The following is an 18,028-nucleotide window of genomic DNA, read 5'->3' as shown; positions in this document are numbered from 1 at the left end:
GGAAAGACCGCGATGAACCTCAAGTCCCGCAAGCGCCTTTCGCTTCTTGTCCTGCTGGTGCTGATGCCGCTTTATGTGGTCGTCGCCGTCACGCTGATGAACTGGCTGGATGCGCGCTTCGGGCGCCAGCACATCCTGGTCGAGGTGGCGATCTATGTCGTCCTCGGCATCCTCTGGGCGCTGCCCTTCAAGAAGGTCTTCCGCGGCGTCGGCCGCGAGGAATGACAGCGGGTCCCATCGCCCCCCCGATCATCAGCGAGAGGGGCGTCACCGTCATCGGTGGCGGGCAGGTGACCCGTTCCGATCTGGCGCTGGCCACGACCGTCGCGCCTTTGCTGGTCGCGGCAGATGGGGGCGCCGACCGGGCGCTGGAACTGGGGCGCATGCCCGATTGGGTGATCGGCGATCTGGACAGCGTATCGGATCGCGGTCGGGCCGCCGTGCCGCCCGACCGGCTGCTGCATGTGGCCGAACAGGACAGCACCGATTTCGTGAAATGCCTGACCCGCATCCAGGCCCCCGTCGTCATGGCGGTGGGGTTCGCGGGGCTGCGGCTGGATCATACGCTGGCGGCACTGACGGCGCTGGTGGCGCAGGATGTGGGGCGGGTCATCATGATCGCCTCGGACGACGTGATCTTTGCGGCCCCGCCGCGTGTCACCCTGCCGCTGATGCCGGGGACGCGGGTGTCGCTTTACCCGATGGGGCCGGCGCGTGGCACCAGCAGCGGGCTGGAATGGCCCATCGACGACATCGATTTCGCGCCGGGGGGACGTGTCGGGACCTCGAACCGGGCGACGGGGCTGGTGTCCTTGCGCATCCAAGGCAAGATGCTGGTGATCCTGCCGCGCGAATGTCTGGGAACCGTGTTGACGGCCCTCTCGGTCCCTGCGGGCTGATCCCGACAAGGTGATGGGGGCGGGGCGGTTGTCGTCGCGCCCCGCATGGCATATCTGAGGGGCAACCCGTCCTCCGGAGGCTTGCAGATGTCGCTGAACCCGATCCGTCCCTGGCGCAATATCGAGCGTCGGAAATCCCGTCAGATCATGGTCGGCAACGTGCCCGTGGGTGGTGATGCGCCGATCAGCGTCCAGACGATGACGAATACCGACGGGCGCGACGTGCGCGCGACGCTGGACCAGGTGATCCGCGCCGCCGATGCGGGCGCCGACATCGTGCGCATCAGCGCCCCCGATCAGGATACGACGCGGGCGCTGAAGGAGATCTGCCGCGAAAGCCCTGTGCCGATCGTGGCCGACATCCATTTCCACTACAAGCGCGCCATCGAGGCCGCCGAGGCTGGTGCCGCCTGCCTGCGCATCAACCCCGGCAATATCGGCAGCCCGGACCGCGTCCGCGAGGTCATCAAGGCCGCCCGCGACCACGACTGCTCGATCCGCATCGGCGTCAACGCCGGATCGCTGGAACGCCATCTGCTGGAGAAATACGGCGAGCCTTGCCCCGATGCGATGGTCGAAAGCGGCATGGATCACATCAAGATCCTGCAGGACAATGATTTCCACGAATTCAAGATCAGCGTGAAGGCCAGCGACGTCTTCTTGGCCGCAGCCGCCTATCAGCAGTTGGCGGATGCGACCGACGCCCCGATCCACTTGGGCATCACCGAGGCCGGCGGCTTTGTCGGTGGAACGGTCAAATCGGCGGTGGGCTTGGGCAACCTTCTGTGGGCCGGTATCGGCGACACGATCCGCGTCAGCCTTTCGGCCGATCCGGTCGAGGAGGTCAAGGTCGGTTTCGAGATCCTCAAATCGCTTGGCCTGCGCACCCGCGGCGTGCAGATCATCAGCTGCCCCAGCTGCGCCCGTCAGGGCTTCGACGTCATCAAGACGGTCGAAACGCTGGAAAAACGCCTCGAACACATCAAGACGCCCATGAGCCTGTCGATCATCGGCTGCGTGGTGAACGGTCCGGGCGAGGCGTTGATGACCGATCTGGGCTTCACCGGCGGTGGCGCGGGCAGCGGCATGATCTATATGGCGGGTCGTCAAAGCCACAAGCTGTCAAACGACCAGATGGTCGATCACATCGTCGAGCTGGTCGAAGCCCGCGCCGAAAAGCTGGAAGCCGAGGCAGCTGCCGAAGCAGCCGCCGAGTAAGTCGGCCTATTGGCAGCGGCCGGTCTCGCGGGAACCGTCTATGGAACGACAACGCCCCGGCTGACAGCTTTAGACGCTGAAGCCAGGCGCGAGGCAGCCATCGCGTTCTGAAAGTTCGGCATTCCGCGAAGGAACGGCCCTAGGCCCTAACCGCCCGTATGGCTCATGTGACGGGTCATCTGGCCTTCGATCTTCTGGCGGGAGTAGTCGAAATCATGCCCCTTGGGCTTGCGGGCGATGGCGTCGCGGATTTCGCGGCGCAACGCCTCGTCATCCGAATGGGCACGCAGGGGGGCACGCAGGTCGGCGTTGTCTTCCTGCCCCAGGCACATGAACAACTCGCCCGTGCAGGTCACGCGCACGCGGTTGCAGCTTTCGCAGAAATTATGGGTCATCGGCGTTATGAAGCCGATCTTCTGCCCGGTCTCGGCCAGCTTGACATAGCGGGCGGGGCCGCCGGTGCGTTCGGCCAGATCCAGCAGGGTAAACCGCTCGGCCAGTTGATCGCGCAGGTCCGCAAGGGACCAATATTGATCCAGACGGTCCTCATTGCCCAGATCGCCCATGGGCATGACCTCGATGAAGGTCAGGTCGTGGCCTTCCTGACCGCACCATTCAACCAGATCGAACAGCTCGATGTCGTTGAAACCCTTCAGCGCCACGGCGTTGATCTTGACCTTCAGGCCCGCATCCTTGGCGGCCTTGATGCCGTCCAGCACCTGCTGCAAGCGACCCCAACGGGTGATCTTGGCGAATTTGTCGGCGTTCAGCGTGTCCAGCGACACGTTCACGCGCCGCACGCCGCAATCGTAAAGCTCGGCGGCGTGACGGGCCAGCTGGCTACCGTTGGTGGTCAGGGTCAGCTCGTCCAGCCCGTTGTCCAAGTGCCGCGAGACATTGCGGAAAAATGTCATGATGCCGCGACGGACCAGCGGCTCGCCGCCGGTGATGCGCAGCTTGCGCACGCCGAGGCCGACGAAGGCCGTGCAGAGGCGGTCCAGCTCCTCCAGCGTCAGCAGTTCGGCCTTGGGCAGGAACTGCATGTGTTCGGCCATGCAATAGACGCAGCGGAAATCGCAGCGGTCGGTGACCGAGACCCGCAGGTAGTTGATGGGGCGGGCGAAGGGGTCGATCAGGGGGGCGTGCGTTTCCATGGCTGCTATCTAGGCATGCGGGCGGCCGCTCACAATGGGCAGGATCACGGGACTTCCAGTGGACCTTTCGATTTCGTCGTGCCTAAACTGGCGCAAAAGAAATCGCAGGAGAAGCCGATGCGAATGACACCCCTTGCCGTGACGATGGGACTGGGTCTGGCACTGGCCGGTTGCAGCCAGATGACCAAGACCGAAACCCGCCCCGAGGCACCGCCCGCCAAGCCCGCCACCGCCGAGCAGGTGGCAGCGGCGACCGCGATCACCCGCGCCCCCGCGCCGCGTCCCGCAGCCCGCGCGACGCCCGCACAGTTGGACACCACCACCAAGGAACAGCGCGAGGCTGCGGCCAAGGCCCCCGAGGCCAGCGCCGAGACCAAGCTGGGATCGACGGTGGGATCGCTTGGCAACCCATCCGAGGGGGGCTTCTGGATCAAGACGCCGCTGGTCAAGACGCGGGCGATGGGCCGCATCGTGAACCCGGCCAATGGCAAATCCGCCAAGGTCGAGCTGATCCCGCTGACCGGTAGCGGCAGCGGCAGCCAGGTTTCCCTGCCTGCGCTGCAACTGCTTGGCATCTCGCTGACCGATCTGCCGACGCTGGACGTCTACAAGTCCTGATCGTCTTCCGCGTCGCTGCCCGTGTCGTTGGTCGTGTCATCGACGGGCTCTGCGGCGCGGGCGGCGACGACCTGTTCGCGATCCTTGCGCCAATCGGCGACGCGTTCCGGCGCGCGTTTGGCCAGATCGCGCAGCCAAGTCTCGACCGCCTGACGCACGGCGCCGTTGCTGTCGTCCGCCAGATGGGCGGCCCATTTCAGCACGCGTTCACGGATTTCCAGATCGGCGGGCTTGGGGTTGTTCATCTTGGCCCAGGGCAGGGTGCCCATCAGCGCCGCGCGCCGCTGGAACGGGTTCGAGGATTGCGCCCACTCCAGCATCTCCTCCATGCGGGCGGGATCGGCGGTCAGGCGCTTGGCAGTTGCGACCGCCACCGCATCCGCGATCTCGGGGGCGTCCAGTTCGGGCGCCCATTCGCGGATCAGGTCCCAGACCGCATCGTCGGGACGGATGCGGGCCTGCACCAGCAGGCGGGCGGCGGCGAGGCGCGCCTCGTGGATGTCGCTGTCCCACAGGTCGCGGGCCAGCGCGACGCGGCCGTCGATGTCCCGGGCCTCGCGCCAGCCGGTGACGGCGGTCTCGATCTGGGCAGGGGTCAGGCCAAGCGTCGTGCGGCCGGTCTTGTGACGTGCGGCGATGCGTTCGGCCAGTTCGGGATTGGCCAAGGCGCGAAGCTGGTCCAGTTCCTGCATGAAATTCTCCTGTTTTGCGTGATCCTTCTAGGGCCGCGCGGGCAAAGCCTCAAGAAGATGGTGGAAGCGGGGTCGCGGGCACGGTAAAAGGCCCGCAAAATCACGAGGTAACCCATGTCGCATTCCGCCCCAGCCCGTCCGATGACCTCTCGCCGCAGCGGCCCCCTGACGGGTCAGGCGACGGTGCCCGGCGACAAGTCGATCAGCCACCGCGCCCTGATCCTTGGTGCTCTGGCCGTGGGCGAAACCCGCATCACCGGCCTGCTGGAGGGCGAGGACGTGCTGGACACCGCCAAGGCCATGCGCGCCTTCGGCGCCGAGGTCACCCAGCACGGCCCCGGCGATTGGAGCGTGCATGGCGTCGGCGTCGGCGGCTTCCGTTCGCCCGAGGGGGTGATCGATTGCGGTAATTCCGGCACCGGCGTGCGGCTGATCATGGGGGCGATGGCCACGACCGACATCACCGCGACCTTCACGGGCGACGCCAGCCTGTCGCGGCGCCCCATGGCGCGGGTGACCGTGCCCTTGGCGCAGCTGGGTGCGCAGATCACCGCCCGCGAAGGCGACCGCCTGCCGATCACCATCCAAGGTGCGGCCGACCCCGTTCCGCTGACCTATCGCACGCCGGTCGCCAGCGCGCAGATCAAATCGGCGATCCTGCTGGCGGGTCTGAACGTCCCCGGTGACACGGTCGTCATCGAATCCGAACCGACGCGCGATCATTCCGAACGGATGCTGGCGGGCTTCGGCGCCGAGATCACCTCGGAAACGACCGAGGACGGCCATAAGATCACCCTGAAGGGCCGCCCCGAGCTGCGCGCCCAGCCCGTCGCCGTGCCGCGCGACCCCTCCAGCGCGGCCTTCCCCGTGGCCGCCGCGCTGATCGTGCCGGGCAGCCAGATCCGCGTGCCGGGCGTCAGCCGCAACCCCACGCGCGACGGTCTTTACGTCACGCTGCTGGAGATGGGCGCCGACATCACCTTCGAGAACACCCGCGAGGAAGGGGGCGAGCCTGTCGCCGATCTGGTCGTGCGCCACGGCCCGCTGAAGGGCGTCTCGGTCCCTGCCGAACGCGCCGCCAGCATGATCGACGAATTCCCGATCCTCTCGGTCATCGCTTCCTTCGCCGAGGGCACCACGGTGATGAACGGCGTGGCCGAGCTGCGCGTCAAGGAAAGCGACCGTATCGACGCCATGGCCCGTGGGCTGGAGGCCAACGGCGTCCGGGTCGAGGAGACCCAGGACAGCATGACCGTCCATGGCGCATCCACCGTTAAGGGCGGCGGCACGGCGGTGACCCATCTGGATCACCGCATCGCCATGTCCTTCATGGTGCTGGGGCTGGCGACGGAAAACCCCGTGCAGATCGACGACGGCAATCCGATCACCACCTCCTTCCCCGACTTCGTGCCGCTGATGACCCGGCTTGGTGCGCAGATCGACTGATCGCTAGCGTTCGCAGGGATAGCCGACACCGGCCAATGCGGTCCTGATCTCGTCCAAAATCGCGGGGTCGTCGATGGTGGCGGGGGTCTTGACCTCCTCGCCGTCGGCGATCTTGGCCATGGTGGCGCGCAGGATCTTGCCCGATCGCGTCTTGGGCAGGCGATCCACGATGCAGGCGGTCTTGAAGGCCGCGACGGGGCCGATGCGGTCGCGGACCAGGGCCACCACCTGCGAGACGACCTGATCCGGCGGAGTCGTGACGCCCTTCTTCAGGCACAGCAGACCCACCGGCGCCTGACCCTTCAGCGTATCGACCACCCCGATCACGGCACATTCGGCGACGGCGGGGTGCGATGACAGCACCTCCTCCATCGCGCCGGTGGACAGGCGGTGGCCCGCAACGTTGATGACGTCATCGGTGCGGGCCATAATGAAGACATAGCCGTCTTCATCGACATAGCCCGCATCGCCGGTTTCGTAATAGCCGGGGAAGTGCTCCAGATAGGCCTTGCGGAAGCGCGTCTCGGCGTTCCACAGCGTCGGCAGCGTGCCCGGCGGCAGGGGCAGGCGCAATGCGATGGCGCCCAGGGTGCCCGGCGCGACGGGGTGACCGGCCTCATCCAGCACATCGATGTGATAGCCCGGCATCGGGACCGAGGGGCTGCCCTTGCGGATCGGCAGCAGGCCCGCGCCAAGCGGGTTGGCGGCGATGGGCCAGCCGGTCTCGGTCTGCCACCAGTGATCGATGACGGGGATGTTCAGGCGATCCTCGGCCCAGGTGATGGTGTCGGGGTCGGCGCGTTCGCCCGCAAGGAACAGCGCCTTGAGGCCGGAGAGGTCGTATTGCCCGATCAGCGCCCCGTCGGGATCGTCGCGCTTAACGGCGCGGATCGCGGTGGGGGCGGTGAAGAAGCTTTTGACCCCGTGATCCGCGATGATGCGCCAGAAGGTGCCCGCGTCGGGGGTGCCGACGGGCTTGCCTTCGAAAATGACGGTGGTGGCACCGGCGATCAGCGGGCCATAGACGATATAGCTGTGGCCCACGACCCAGCCCACGTCGGATGCCACGAAGAACACATCCCCCGGCCCGATGTCATAGATGTTCGGCACGCTCCAGGCCAGGGCCACCAGATGGCCCGCGGTATGGCGCACCACGCCCTTGGGCTGTCCCGTCGTCCCCGAGGTATAGAGGATATAGGCCGGGTGGTTGCCCTCGACCGGGACACAATCGGCGGGGGTGGCGGTGGCAAGGGCCTGGTCCCAGTCCAGATCGCGGCCCTCGGTCATGGCGGCGGTGCATTCGGGGCGCTGGTGGACAAGACACAGCGTCGGCTTGTGGGTTGCCTCCTCAAGCGCCTGATCCATCAGGGGCTTGTAGGGCACGACGCGGTTCGGCTCCAACCCGCAGGATGCGGCAAGGATGGCCTTGGGGCGGGCGTCGTCGATGCGCACCGCCAGTTCATGCGCCGCAAAGCCGCCGAAGACGACCGAGTGGATGGCCCCGATGCGTGCGCAGGCCAGCATCGCCTGCAGTGCCTGCGGGATCATCGGCATATAGATGATGACCCGGTCGCCCTTGCCGACCCCATGCGCCGCCAGAACCCCGGCCAGACGCGCCACCTGATCCTGCAGCTGGGCATAGGTCAGCCGTGCGACCTTGCCGGTCATGGCGCTGTCGTGGATGACGGCCAGCCGGTCGCCGTGGCCCGCCTGCACATGCCGATCGACGGCGTTCCAGCAGGCGTTGACCATCCCGTCCGCGAACCATTCCCCTGCCGGTCCCTGTTCGAAGAAAGCGCGGCTTGGGCTGTGGGTCCAGTCGATGGCGCGGCTGGCCTCCATCCAGAACCCCTCGGGGTCCGATTGCCAGCCTTCATAGATGTCCCGATACGCCATGCTTCCCCCTCCACAAGTCCGCTGCCGCAGTGTTGCGCGGATCGGGGGGGTGCAGGCAAGCCTGTTAGCGTGTGCCAAAAGGGGCGTTCTGCAAAATCCGTCCCGCATGCCGGGCCAGATTTTGCAAATCCTTGGGCGCTGCAAAACGGGCCGGGTCGACCCGCCCGGTTTGCAAAGGGCGCGCGAATCGCGTTCGCGCGCCCGTAGCCTCAGCCGTAGTGGTTGACCGGTGTGCCGGCCAGAACGCTCATGTTCAGAAGGCCGCGCGTGGTGATCGAGGGGGTGACGATATGGGCGCGGTTGCCCATGCCCATCAGGATCGGCCCGACCTCTAGCCCGCCTGCGCGCATCTTCAGCGCGTTCCTGACGCCCGAGGCCGCATCGGTGCCCGCAAAGACCAGAACGTTCGCGACGCCCTCCAGCCGCGAGTTCGGGAAGATGCGTTCGCGCAGATCGGGGTCCAGCGCCGCGTCGACGTGCATCTCGCCGTCATACATGAAGTCCGGTTCCCGCGCGTCCAGCAGCTCCAGCGCCTCGCGCATCTTGCGACCCGAGGGGCTGTCGGTATTGCCGAACTGCGAATGGCTGCAGAGCGCGATCTTGGGGGCCAGGCCAAAGCGGCGGACGTGGCGGGCGGCGCCCATCACGGCCTCCATCACCTGATGCGGCGTGGGGTCGTTGTGGCACTGCGTATCCGCGATGAACAGCGGGCCCTCTTCCAGGATGATCATCGACAGGGCACCGGCAGGGTGCAGCCCGTCGCGGGCCAGGATCTGGCGGACGTATTCCAAGTGCCAGCTGTATTGGCCGAAGGTGCCGCAGATCAGGCTGTCGGCCTCGTTCCGGTGGACCATGACCGCGCCGATGGCGGTGGTATTGGTGCGCATGATGGCGCGGGCGATGTCGGGGCTGACGCCGCGGCGGGCCATCAGCCCGTGATAGGTTTCCCAGTAATCGCGGTAGCGCGGGTCGTTTTCTGGGTTCACGATCTGGAAGTCGACATCGGGCCGGATCGGCAGGCCCGCGCGTTCGGCACGCATGGCGATGACTTCGGGGCGGCCGATCAGGATCGGGACGTCGGTGGTTTCCTCCAGCATGGCATTGGCGGCGCGCAGCACGCGCTCATCCTCGCCCTCGGCAAAGACGATGCGGCGTTCGGTGGTGGCGGCGGCCTCGAAGACGGGGCGCATGATCATCGCCGATTTGAAGACCGAGCCGTCCAGCTTCAGCTTGTAGGCCTCGAGGTCCTCAAGCGGGCGGGCGGCGACGCCGGTCTCCATCGCAGCCTTGGCCACGGCGGAACTGACGACGCCGACAAGGCGCGGATCGAAGGGCTTGGGGATCAGGTAGTCCGGCCCGAAGGTCAGCGTCTCGCCGCGATAGGCGGCGGCGGCCTCGGCTGCGGTCGTGGCGCGGGCAAGGGCAGCGATGCCCTCGATGCAGGCGATCTTCATCTCGTCGTTGATGGTCGTCGCACCGACGTCCAGCGCACCGCGGAAGATGAAGGGGAAGCACAGCACGTTGTTGACCTGATTGGGATAATCGCTGCGCCCCGTGGCGATGATGGCACCCGGTTTCACGGCGCGGGCGGCATCGGGGTCGATCTCGGGGTTGGGGTTGGCCAGCGCGAAGATGATCGGCTGATCGGCCATGCGGGCGACCATTTCGGGCTTCAGCACGCCCGGACCCGACAGGCCAAGGAACAGGTCGGCACCGTCGATCACCTCGTCCAGCACGTGCTTGTCCGAGGCCTGCGCATAGGCGGCCTTCTGCGGGTTCATGTCCTCGGCCCGGCCTTCATAGACCAGCCCGTGAATGTCGCACAGCCAGACGTTCTCACGCTTGACGCCCAGCTTCAGCAGCATGTCCAGGCAGGCAATGCCCGCGGCCCCGCCGCCGGTCGAGACGATCTTGATATCCTCGAACCGCTTGCCGGCGATGCGCAGCGCGTTGGTGGCGGCGGCACCGACGACGATGGCGGTCCCGTGCTGGTCGTCGTGGAAGACCGGAATGTTCATCCGTTCGCGGCACAGCTTTTCGACGACGAAGCAGTCGGGCGCCTTGATGTCTTCAAGGTTCACGGCCCCGAAGGTCGGTTCCAGCGCGCAGACGATCTCGGCCAGCTTGACGGGGTCGGGTTCGTTCACCTCGATGTCGAAGCAGTCGATGTCGGCGAATTTCTTGAAGAGGACGGCCTTGCCCTCCATCACCGGTTTCGAGGCCAATGCGCCGATGTTGCCAAGCCCCAGAACCGCCGTCCCGTTCGAGATGACGGCAACAAGATTGCCGCGGCTGGTATAGCGGGCGGCGGTAACGGGATCGGCCTTGATCTCGAGGCAGGCTTCCGCCACGCCGGGGGAATAGGCGCGCGACAGGTCGCGGCCGTTGGCCATCGGTTTGGTCGCGCGGATCTCCAGCTTACCGGGTCGCGGAAATTCATGATAATCCAGTGCTGCCTGGCGCGCGCTGTCCTGCCTGCGGTCTTCCATTCTGCCCCTCCGGTTTCGGAATTGGTTTACCGTTAAACCATATCATCCATGGGGAACAGCGGGCTTGTGCATGGCGTTCGTCACGCACGACTTCGACGGCCTGCTTGCGCAGATCGCCACGGACGCGCAGATTGTCGGCAAGGATTTGATAAGGACGGACCCATGTCTTTGATGAACGCTGCACGCGAGGTGCGTGAAAACGCCTATGCGCCCTATTCGAAATTCAAGGTCGGGGCTGCGATCCGCTCGGCCTCGGGCGTGGTCTACACGGGCTGCAACGTCGAGAACGTCGCCTATCCCGAGGGCACCTGCGCCGAGGCGGGCGCCATCGCCGCCATGGTCGCGGCCGGCGAAACGCGCCTGACCGAGGTCACCGTCATCGCCGATAGCCCCAGCCCCGTGCCACCCTGCGGCGGATGTCGGCAGAAGCTGGCCGAATTCGCCGATGCCGATGTGCCGGTCGTGCTGGCCACGACCGCAGGCGCGCGGTTGGAGACCACGGTGGGCGACCTGCTGCCGGGGCGTTTCGACGCCGGTCACATGACCAACGCGTCATGACCGATCCGCGTCCCGTCATCGCAGCCATCCGAGACGGTCGGGGGCTGGACGGCCCCGGCGCGGCGCTGATCGCGCAGGGCCTTGCCGATGGTTCCGTCAGCGAGGCGCAGGCCGGGGCCTTTGCCATGGCCGTCCTGACCAAGGGCGTAGGCCCCGAGGGCCGCGTCGCCCTGACCCGTGCCATGCGCGACAGCGGGCAGGTGCTGCAATGGGACCTGTCGGGTCCGGTGGTCGACAAGCATTCGACCGGCGGCATCGGCGACACGGTCAGCCTTGTACTGGCGCCGCTGCTGGCCGCGCGGGGCGTCTTCGTGCCGATGGTCTCGGGGCGGGGCCTTGGCCATACCGGCGGCACGTTGGACAAGCTGGAGGCGATTCCGGGTTTCCTCTGCGATCAGAGCCAGCAGGATTTCGCCCGCATCGTGCGTCGGATCGGCTGCGCCATCGTCTCGGCCACGGGGGATGTCGCGCCCGCCGACAAGCGGCTTTACGCGATCCGCGACGAATCGGGGACGGTCGAGTCGATCGACCTTATCACCGCCTCGATCCTGTCGAAGAAGCTGGCGGCGGGGCTGGATGCGCTGGTGCTGGACGTCAAGGCGGGGTCGGGGGCGATCATGAAGAAGCCCGACAGCGCGCCGCGATTGGCGCGCGCCCTTGTCGATACCGCCAACGGCGCTGGATGCCGGACCTCGGCCATGATCACCGACATGGACCAACCCCTGGCCCGCAGCGCCGGCAACGCGCTGGAGGTCGCCGAGGCGATCCGCGTGCTGCAGGGCGAACAAGGCGCGCTGCGCGACCTGACGCTGGCCCTGGCACAGGAATGCCTGGCGCTTGCCGGGCAATCGACCGAAGGGCTGGCTGGCACGCTGGACAGCGGGGCCGCCGCCGAGGTCTTTGGCCGCATGGTGGCCGCGCAGGGCGGCCCGACCGACCTGATGCAGCGCCCCGCCGCGTATCTGGCTGTCGCGCCGGTCATCCGCCCGGTTCCCACACCTGCCGGACGCATCGCCCGGATCGACGTGACGGCGCTTGGCCATGCCGTTCTGGCCCTTGGCGGGGGGCGGGTGCGCGCGGGCGATCCCATCGATCCGCGCGTCGGTCTGGACCGCATGGCCAAGCTGGGCGATGAGGTCGGACCCGACCGCCCGCTGGCCTTCGTCCATGCTGCCGATGATACCGCCGCGCAGGTGGCCATCGCCGCCGTGCAGGTGGCCTATCACCTTGGGGACGACGGCCAGCCCGGCCCCCTGATCCGCGAAAGGATCACCGCATGACCCGCGCCTTCCTGATCGTCATGGACAGCGTCGGCATCGGTGGAGCGCCTGACGCCGATCAATATTTCAACGACGGCCAGCCCGATACCGGGGCCAACACCGTCGGCCATATCGCGCAGTCGCGGCCGCTGTCGATGCCGCATCTGGCGGGGCTTGGGCTGGGCCAGGCGGTCAAACTGGCCTCGGGGGATGAGGCTCCGGGGCTGATGGTCGAACCGCAGGGCCTGTGGGGTGCCGCGACCGAGATGTCGCGCGGCAAGGACACCCCCTCGGGTCATTGGGAGATCGCGGGCGTTCCTGTGCCTTGGGACTGGCACTACTTCCCCGACATCACGCCCGCCTTCCCGCCCGAGGTGACGGCGCGCATCTGCGAACTGGCGGGGACGGGCGGCATTCTGGCCAATTGCCATGCCTCGGGGACGCAGGTGATCGACGACTTCGGCCCCGAGCATCTGCAGACCGGCTGGCCCATCTGTTACACCTCGGTCGACAGCGTGCTGCAGATCGCCGCGCATGAGGACGTCTTCGGGCTGGACCGGCTGATCGACCTCTGCCGCGACCTGTCGCCCATGCTGCACAAGATGCGGGTGGGGCGGGTCATCGCGCGTCCCTTCCTTGGCCAGCCGGGCAGCTTCAAACGCACCCCGAACCGCCGCGATTTCGCCATCGCGCCGCCGGCGCAGACCATTCTGGACATCGCGTCCGAGGCGGGCCGCGACACCCATGCCATCGGCAAGATCGGCGACATCTTCAGCCATCGCGGCATCAAGCATCTTCACAAGGGCAAATCCGACGCCGACCTGGGCGAATATCTGGTCCGACTTGGGGGGGAAGCCTCGGAAGGCAGTCTGACCTTCGCCAATTTCGTCGAATTCGACACGAATTTCGGCCATCGCCGCGACGTGGAAGGCTATGCCGCGCAACTGGAGTGGTTCGACACGGTCGCGGGGCGGTTCCTTTCGACGCTTGGGCCGGGGGATCTGGCGATCTTCACCGCCGATCATGGCAACGACCCGACGTGGCGCGGGACCGATCACACCCGCGAACGCGTGCCGGTGCTGGTCCATGGGGCGGGCACGCGCTCGGTCGGGCAGGTGGGCTTTGCCGACATCGGGGCCTCGGTCATGGAACATCTGGGGCTTGCGGCCCCCAAGCACGGACAATCCTTCCTATGAAGAAGATCGAACTGCACCTGCATCTGGAGGGCGCGGCACCGCCCGATTTCATCCGCGCCGTCGCCAAGGAAAAGCGCACCGACCTGAGCGGCGTCTTCGACGAACGCGGCGCCTATGTCTATGACGACTTCCCCGGCTTCCTGCGCTGCTACGAGGCCGCGACCGCCGTTCTGACCACGCCCCTCGATTACGCCCGCCTGCTGGCCGAGGTGCTGGAGCGATGCGCCGAGGAAGGCGTGATCTATACCGAGCTGTTCGTCTCGCCCGAATTCTGCGGCGGGGGCGATCTGTCGGCTTGGCGCGATTACCTGGCCGCCATGTCCGAGGTGGCCGACAAGGGCCGCGCCATGGGCATCGACAGCCGCGGCATCGTCACGGCCATCCGCCACATGGGGCCGGATCACGCGAAACTTTCGGCGCTCTGCGCGGCGGAAACCGCCTTCGACGCGGGCGGCGGCTGGATCACCGGCTTCGGCATGGGCGGGGCCGAGCAGGTCCACAAGGCCACGGACTTCGCCTGGAGCTTCGATTGCGCGCGCGAAGCCGGTCTGGGCCTGACCTGCCATGCGGGCGAATGGGGCGGGCCGGACAGTGTGCGTCAGGCGCTGGACTTGGGCTGCACCCGCATCGGCCACGGCGTGCAGGCGATCGAGGACCCGCAGCTGGTCCGCGATCTGGCCGAACGGGAAATCACGCTGGAGGTCTGCCCGGGATCGAACATCGCGCTTGGTGTCTATACGTCGTGGGACAAGCACCCCATCGTCAGGCTGGCCGATGCGGGCGTGCGGGTCACCGTGTCCACCGACGATCCGCCCTTCTTCCACACGACGATGCGCGATGAATACGACCGGCTTGCATCGGTCTTTGGCTGGGGCGATACCGAGTTCCGACAGATCAACCTCTGGGCCGCCGAGGCTGCCTTCTGCGACACATCCACCAAAGACCGCCTGAAAAAGGAATTCGCCTGATGCCCCATCTGACCGTCGTCGATCACCCCCTGATCCAGCACAAGCTGTCGATCATGCGCCAGGAACAGGTCTCGACCGCCGGTTTCCGCCGCCTCTTGCGTGAGATCAGCCTGCTGCTGGCCTATGAGGTCACGCGCGAGCTGGAACTGACCACGATTACCATCCAGACCCCCATGTGCGAGATGGAGGCCCCCACGCTGGAGGGCAAGAAGCTGGCGCTGATCTCGATCCTGCGGGCGGGGAACGGTCTGCTGGACGGCATCTTGGAGCTGATCCCGGGTGCGCGCGTCGGTTTCGTGGGGCTCTACCGCGACCCCGAGACGCTGAAGCCCGTCGAATATTACTGCAAGGTCCCTAAGGAACTGGACGCCCGCATGACCATCGTGGTCGATCCGATGCTGGCCACCGGCAATTCCTCGGTCGAGGCGATCAACATGCTGAAGGCGCGCGGCGCCAAGAACCTGCGCTTCCTCTGCCTGCTGGCCGCCCCCGAAGGCGTCGAGCGGATGCGCGAGGCCCATCCCGACGTGCCGATCTTCACCGCTTCGCTGGACGAGAAGCTGGACAATCACGGCTATATCGTGCCCGGCCTGGGCGACGCGGGCGACCGCATGTTCGGCACGAAATAAGCCCTGCCGTTAACTGCCGTTTCACGCTTTGGCCCTAGGTTGGGGCCAAAGTGGAAAGTGGATGGCAGATGCGGTTTGAACTCTGGTTGGCGGCGTGGATCATGACGGGCGGGGCGGCATTGGCCGCGCCGAACCCCGCGCCGCCCGGCGATTTCGCAGGCACGCAATATATCGACGGTGCCGGTTGCGTCTTTCGGCGCGAAGGTGGCGGTTGGTCAGCGCGGACAGACGGGGCAGGGCAGCCGCTTTGCGGTTTTCCCCCAAGTCTTGGTGGATTGCGGGTGGCACCGGCCCCCGTGGCGCCTGACGTCGAAGATCTGCTGATCGAGCAATTGACCCACCAATTGCGACCCGGCGAATGGGCCGCCGATCCTGCCGATCCCGAACCGCGCCGTGACCCGGAACCTGCCCGCCAACCCGATCCGCTGCAGACGACTTTGACCGACGCCTTGAAGGTTGCCCCCGCCGTCAGGCAGGCGGCAGCCATCAAACCGGCCGACGACCTTTGCGAAAGGCTCGGCTATCACGCCGACGATCCGGCCGCGCCGGGTGCGGGACTTGGCCTCTGCCCCGGCATGAAGGTCAAACTGCCAAAAGACGCGCCCGCCGCCCCGCAAAAGCCAGCCGTCGTCAAGAAGGCACCGAAGCCCGCCCCACCGACGCCCCCAAGCGCCATCACCGCCCGCCGGCCGACGCCTGCAAAGCCGCCACGACCGATGGCCGAGATGATCCCTGCATCGGCACGCTATATTCAGGTCGGGGCGTTTCAGGACGGCGAAAACGCCCTGATCGTGCTTCGAGCTCTGTCTGAACGCGGTTATCCGGTCGCGCAGACCCGCATCACCCAGAAGGCCAAGGACATGCGGGTCATCATGGCCGGGCCGTTCCCCGACCGGCAGAGGCTGGTCGAGGCGCTGTCCGATTTGCGGCGTACAGGATACGCTGGCGCGATGCCGCGTTAGGCGGTTCGCACCGCCTCGATCATCCGGGCGACATTGTCGGGGTCCGCATCGGGCGTAATGCCATGGCCCAAGTTGAAGACATGCGGACCACCCCGCAGCGTTCGGGTGATGCGCTGCGCGTCCGCGACCAGCTCGGGGCCGCCTGTGACCATATGACCCGGCGCCAGGTTACCCTGCACGCAGCCATCGACCTGCACATGCTCTGCCGCCCATTCGGCCGAGACCGAATTGTCCAGCGCGACGCAATCGGCGCCGGTGGCCTTGGCGAAACCGATATAGCGGTCGCCAGCCTCGCGCGGGAAGGCGATGACGGGCACGCCGGGGTGGCGTTCCTTCAGCGCCGCGATGATGCGCTTGGCGGGGGCCAGCGCGAAGTCGTCGAAATCCTGGCCCTTCAGGCTGCCCGCCCAGCTGTCGAACAGCTTGACGACCTCGGCCCCGGCATCGATCTGCGCCGAGAGATACAGGATCGTCGCTTCGGTGATCAGGTCGATCAACGCGCTGAAGGTTTCACGATCGGCGGCCTTGAAGGCATGCGCCGGACCCTGATCCTTGGTGCCGCGACCGGCGATCATATAGGTGGCCACAGTCCAAGGCGCGCCCGCAAAGCCGATCAGAGTCGTCTCGCGCGGCAGTTCCTGCGACAGGATTCGGACGGTCTCATAGATGGGCGCCAACCGTTCGTGGATCTGATCCGCCGATTTCAGCTGCGCGAAATCCTGCGCCGAGGTGATCGTCGACAGGCGCGGCCCTTCGCCGGTCACGAACCACAGATCCGCCCCAAGCGCCTGCGGCACCAGCAGGATATCCGCAAACAGGATCGAGGCGTCGAAGCCGAAGCGCCGGATCGGCTGCAACGTGACCTCGGCGGCCAGTTCGGGGTTGTAGCACAGCGACAGGAAATCACCCGCCTTGGCGCGCGTGGCCCGATATTCCGGCAGATAGCGGCCGGCCTGGCGCATCATCCAGATCGGGGGGGTCGGCAAAGTCTCGCCCGCCAGGGCACGCAGCAGAAGTTTGGTCATATGGCCTCCTGCGCCCCTTGAAGGCGAGGCGACAGACGTTGTCAAGCACGCGCCCGGCAGCTATCCATGCGCCATGACACAGATGCCCGACACCTCCCGCCCTCTCAAGATCGGCACGCGCGGATCGATCCTGGCCCTGGCTCAGGCCCATGAGACCCGTGACCGGCTGATGGCCGCCCATGGCTTGCCCGCCAATGCCTTCGAAATCGTCGTCATCAAGACGACGGGCGACCGGATCACAGACCGCCCCCTGAAAGAGATCGGCGGAAAGGGTCTGTTCACCCGCGAGATCGAGGAAGCCCTGACGCAGGGCGAAATCGACATTGCGGTGCATTCGATGAAGGACATGCCGACGTTGCAGCCCGATGGCCTGATCATCGACTGTCTTCTGCCGCGCGAAGATGTCCGTGACGCCTTCGTCAGTCCGCATGTCGCATCGATCGCCGATCTGCCGCTTGGTGCAACCGTGGGGTCCTCCAGCCTGCGCCGCCGCGCGCAACTGGCGCATCGCCGCCCCGACCTGAAGCTGGTCGAGTTTCGGGGTAACGTGCAGACAAGGCTGAGAAAACTGGACGATGGGGTGGCCGTCGCGACCTTCCTGGCGATGGCGGGCCTGTCCCGCCTTGGGATGACCCACGTCGCGCAGGGCGGAATCGATCCTGCCGAGATGCTGCCCGCGGTCGCCCAGGGCGCGATCGGCATCGAACGTCGCAAGGATGATGAACGGATGGCTGAACTGCTGGCGCCGCTGCATGACAGGCAGACCGGCCTTCGCATCGCGGCTGAACGGGCGTTCCTGGCGCGTTTGGATGGATCATGCCAGACGCCTATCGCGGGGCTGGCCGAAATCATCGGTGACCGCCTGACCCTGCGTGGAGAGATCCTGCGCCCTGATGGCAGCGCCGTCGTCAGTGGGACGCGTGATGGCGGCCTTGGTGATGGTCCCGACATGGGGATCGATCTGGCCAATGAGCTTTTGGAACGGGGCGGCCCCGGTTTCATGACCCTGTGATGGTCAA

General features: G+C 66.6%; 17 protein-coding genes. 12 read left to right on the top strand and 5 right to left on the bottom strand.

Features of this window, described 5'->3' with window-relative positions:
- The first annotated feature begins 12 nt into the window (after positions 1–12).
- The 3 genes from DDE75_RS10135 (at position 13) to ispG (ending at position 2,117) form a co-directional block, all read left to right on the top strand.
- The gene (locus DDE75_RS10135) at positions 13–225 is read left to right on the top strand and encodes a DUF2842 domain-containing protein (RefSeq protein ID WP_108502257.1); all 213 of its coding nucleotides are present in this window, start codon (positions 13–15) and stop codon (positions 223–225) included.
- Positions 222–899: a thiamine diphosphokinase gene (locus DDE75_RS10130; protein WP_108502256.1), complete on the top strand. Its 678-nt coding sequence runs from the start codon at positions 222–224 to the stop codon at positions 897–899. Before DDE75_RS10135 ends, DDE75_RS10130 begins: the two co-directional genes overlap by 4 nt.
- A gap of 87 nt (positions 900–986) precedes the next feature.
- Positions 987–2,117, top strand: a complete 1,131-nt coding sequence (gene ispG / locus DDE75_RS10125) for a flavodoxin-dependent (E)-4-hydroxy-3-methylbut-2-enyl-diphosphate synthase (RefSeq protein WP_108502397.1) — start codon at positions 987–989, stop codon at positions 2,115–2,117.
- A gap of 146 nt (positions 2,118–2,263) precedes the next feature.
- Here ispG and moaA read toward each other — a convergent pair whose 3' ends face one another.
- The gene (gene moaA / locus DDE75_RS10120; protein ID WP_108502255.1) at positions 2,264–3,271 is read right to left on the bottom strand and encodes a GTP 3',8-cyclase MoaA; all 1,008 of its coding nucleotides are present in this window, start codon (positions 3,269–3,271) and stop codon (positions 2,264–2,266) included.
- A gap of 117 nt (positions 3,272–3,388) precedes the next feature.
- Between moaA and DDE75_RS10115 the strand changes: the two genes are divergently transcribed.
- Positions 3,389–3,889 (top strand): hypothetical protein, encoded by a 501-nt coding sequence (locus DDE75_RS10115; protein WP_335672041.1) that lies wholly within the window; start codon positions 3,389–3,391, stop codon positions 3,887–3,889.
- Here DDE75_RS10115 and DDE75_RS10110 read toward each other — a convergent pair.
- Entirely contained in the window at positions 3,877–4,581 is a 705-nt protein-coding gene (locus tag DDE75_RS10110) for a DNA alkylation repair protein (protein WP_108502253.1), read from the bottom strand. The two genes, DDE75_RS10115 and DDE75_RS10110, sit on opposite strands and share 13 nt — an antisense overlap.
- Positions 4,582–4,695: 114 nt before the next feature.
- Between DDE75_RS10110 and aroA the strand changes: the two genes are divergently transcribed.
- Entirely contained in the window at positions 4,696–6,027 is a 1,332-nt protein-coding gene (aroA, locus tag DDE75_RS10105; protein ID WP_108502252.1) for a 3-phosphoshikimate 1-carboxyvinyltransferase, read from the top strand.
- 3 nt (positions 6,028–6,030) lie between these two features.
- Here the strand turns inward: aroA and DDE75_RS10100 are convergent, their stop codons facing one another.
- A complete protein-coding gene (locus DDE75_RS10100; RefSeq protein WP_108502251.1) occupies positions 6,031–7,923 on the bottom strand; it encodes a propionyl-CoA synthetase in 1,893 nt (630 codons plus the stop codon).
- A 209-nt stretch (positions 7,924–8,132) separates the two neighbouring features.
- A complete protein-coding gene (locus DDE75_RS10095; RefSeq protein WP_108502250.1) occupies positions 8,133–10,412 on the bottom strand; it encodes an NADP-dependent malic enzyme in 2,280 nt (759 codons plus the stop codon).
- Positions 10,413–10,574: 162 nt separating this feature from the next.
- Between DDE75_RS10095 and DDE75_RS10090 the strand changes: the two genes are divergently transcribed.
- The 6 genes from DDE75_RS10090 to DDE75_RS10065 all read left to right on the top strand — a co-directional run bounded on the left by DDE75_RS10090 (position 10,575) and on the right by DDE75_RS10065 (position 15,984).
- Entirely contained in the window at positions 10,575–10,970 is a 396-nt protein-coding gene (locus DDE75_RS10090) for a cytidine deaminase (RefSeq protein ID WP_108502249.1), read from the top strand.
- Positions 10,967–12,250, top strand: coding sequence for a thymidine phosphorylase (locus tag DDE75_RS10085; RefSeq protein ID WP_108502248.1), 1,284 nt, complete (start codon positions 10,967–10,969; stop codon positions 12,248–12,250). The genes DDE75_RS10090 and DDE75_RS10085 overlap by 4 nt, the downstream gene beginning before the upstream one ends.
- Entirely contained in the window at positions 12,247–13,425 is a 1,179-nt protein-coding gene (locus DDE75_RS10080; RefSeq protein WP_108502247.1) for a phosphopentomutase, read from the top strand. The genes DDE75_RS10085 and DDE75_RS10080 overlap by 4 nt, the downstream gene beginning before the upstream one ends.
- Positions 13,422–14,393: an adenosine deaminase gene (locus DDE75_RS10075; protein ID WP_108502246.1), complete on the top strand. Its 972-nt coding sequence runs from the start codon at positions 13,422–13,424 to the stop codon at positions 14,391–14,393. The genes DDE75_RS10080 and DDE75_RS10075 overlap by 4 nt, the downstream gene beginning before the upstream one ends.
- On the top strand, positions 14,393–15,022 hold the full coding sequence (gene upp / locus DDE75_RS10070; RefSeq protein ID WP_170310937.1) for a uracil phosphoribosyltransferase: 630 nt from the start codon (positions 14,393–14,395) through the stop codon (positions 15,020–15,022). The genes DDE75_RS10075 and upp overlap by 1 nt, the downstream gene beginning before the upstream one ends.
- A gap of 68 nt (positions 15,023–15,090) precedes the next feature.
- Entirely contained in the window at positions 15,091–15,984 is an 894-nt protein-coding gene (locus tag DDE75_RS10065; protein ID WP_108502244.1) for an SPOR domain-containing protein, read from the top strand.
- Here the strand turns inward: DDE75_RS10065 and hemE are convergent.
- Positions 15,981–17,009 (bottom strand): uroporphyrinogen decarboxylase, encoded by a 1,029-nt coding sequence (gene hemE, locus DDE75_RS10060; protein WP_108502243.1) that lies wholly within the window; start codon positions 17,007–17,009, stop codon positions 15,981–15,983. The two genes, DDE75_RS10065 and hemE, sit on opposite strands and share 4 nt — an antisense overlap.
- Positions 17,010–17,082: 73 nt before the next feature.
- On the opposite strand from hemE, the gene hemC reads away from it, so the two are divergent.
- Positions 17,083–18,021 carry a hydroxymethylbilane synthase gene (gene hemC, locus DDE75_RS10055; protein WP_108502242.1) on the top strand — a complete coding sequence of 313 codons (939 nt, stop codon included), beginning with the start codon at positions 17,083–17,085 and terminating at the stop codon, positions 18,019–18,021.
- Positions 18,022–18,028 lie beyond the last annotated feature (7 nt).

Origin of the sequence: Paracoccus indicus (genome assembly GCF_003056335.1) — a bacterium.
Classification (GTDB): domain Bacteria; phylum Pseudomonadota; class Alphaproteobacteria; order Rhodobacterales; family Rhodobacteraceae; genus Paracoccus; species Paracoccus indicus.
The sequence above is the reverse complement of the archived record's forward strand: the minus strand, read 5'-3'. Positions and strand labels throughout refer to the sequence as shown.

Bases quoted from the DNA above. Each gene is read 5' to 3' on its own strand.
- DDE75_RS10135 (WP_108502257.1), top strand. From the start codon at position 13: ATGAACCTCAAGTCCCGCAAGCGCCTTTCGCTTCTTGTCCTGCTGGTG.
- DDE75_RS10130 (WP_108502256.1), top strand. From the start codon at position 222: ATGACAGCGGGTCCCATCGCCCCCCCGATCATCAGCGAGAGGGGCGTC.
- ispG (WP_108502397.1), top strand. From the start codon at position 987: ATGTCGCTGAACCCGATCCGTCCCTGGCGCAATATCGAGCGTCGGAAA.
- moaA (WP_108502255.1), bottom strand. From the start codon at position 3,271: ATGGAAACGCACGCCCCCCTGATCGACCCCTTCGCCCGCCCCATCAAC.
- DDE75_RS10115 (WP_335672041.1), top strand. From the start codon at position 3,389: ATGCGAATGACACCCCTTGCCGTGACGATGGGACTGGGTCTGGCACTG.
- DDE75_RS10110 (WP_108502253.1), bottom strand. From the start codon at position 4,581: ATGCAGGAACTGGACCAGCTTCGCGCCTTGGCCAATCCCGAACTGGCC.
- aroA (WP_108502252.1), top strand. From the start codon at position 4,696: ATGTCGCATTCCGCCCCAGCCCGTCCGATGACCTCTCGCCGCAGCGGC.
- DDE75_RS10100 (WP_108502251.1), bottom strand. From the start codon at position 7,923: ATGGCGTATCGGGACATCTATGAAGGCTGGCAATCGGACCCCGAGGGG.
- DDE75_RS10095 (WP_108502250.1), bottom strand. From the start codon at position 10,412: ATGGAAGACCGCAGGCAGGACAGCGCGCGCCAGGCAGCACTGGATTAT.
- DDE75_RS10090 (WP_108502249.1), top strand. From the start codon at position 10,575: ATGTCTTTGATGAACGCTGCACGCGAGGTGCGTGAAAACGCCTATGCG.
- DDE75_RS10085 (WP_108502248.1), top strand. From the start codon at position 10,967: ATGACCGATCCGCGTCCCGTCATCGCAGCCATCCGAGACGGTCGGGGG.
- DDE75_RS10080 (WP_108502247.1), top strand. From the start codon at position 12,247: ATGACCCGCGCCTTCCTGATCGTCATGGACAGCGTCGGCATCGGTGGA.
- DDE75_RS10075 (WP_108502246.1), top strand. From the start codon at position 13,422: ATGAAGAAGATCGAACTGCACCTGCATCTGGAGGGCGCGGCACCGCCC.
- upp (WP_170310937.1), top strand. From the start codon at position 14,393: ATGCCCCATCTGACCGTCGTCGATCACCCCCTGATCCAGCACAAGCTG.
- DDE75_RS10065 (WP_108502244.1), top strand. From the start codon at position 15,091: ATGCGGTTTGAACTCTGGTTGGCGGCGTGGATCATGACGGGCGGGGCG.
- hemE (WP_108502243.1), bottom strand. From the start codon at position 17,009: ATGACCAAACTTCTGCTGCGTGCCCTGGCGGGCGAGACTTTGCCGACC.
- hemC (WP_108502242.1), top strand. From the start codon at position 17,083: ATGACACAGATGCCCGACACCTCCCGCCCTCTCAAGATCGGCACGCGC.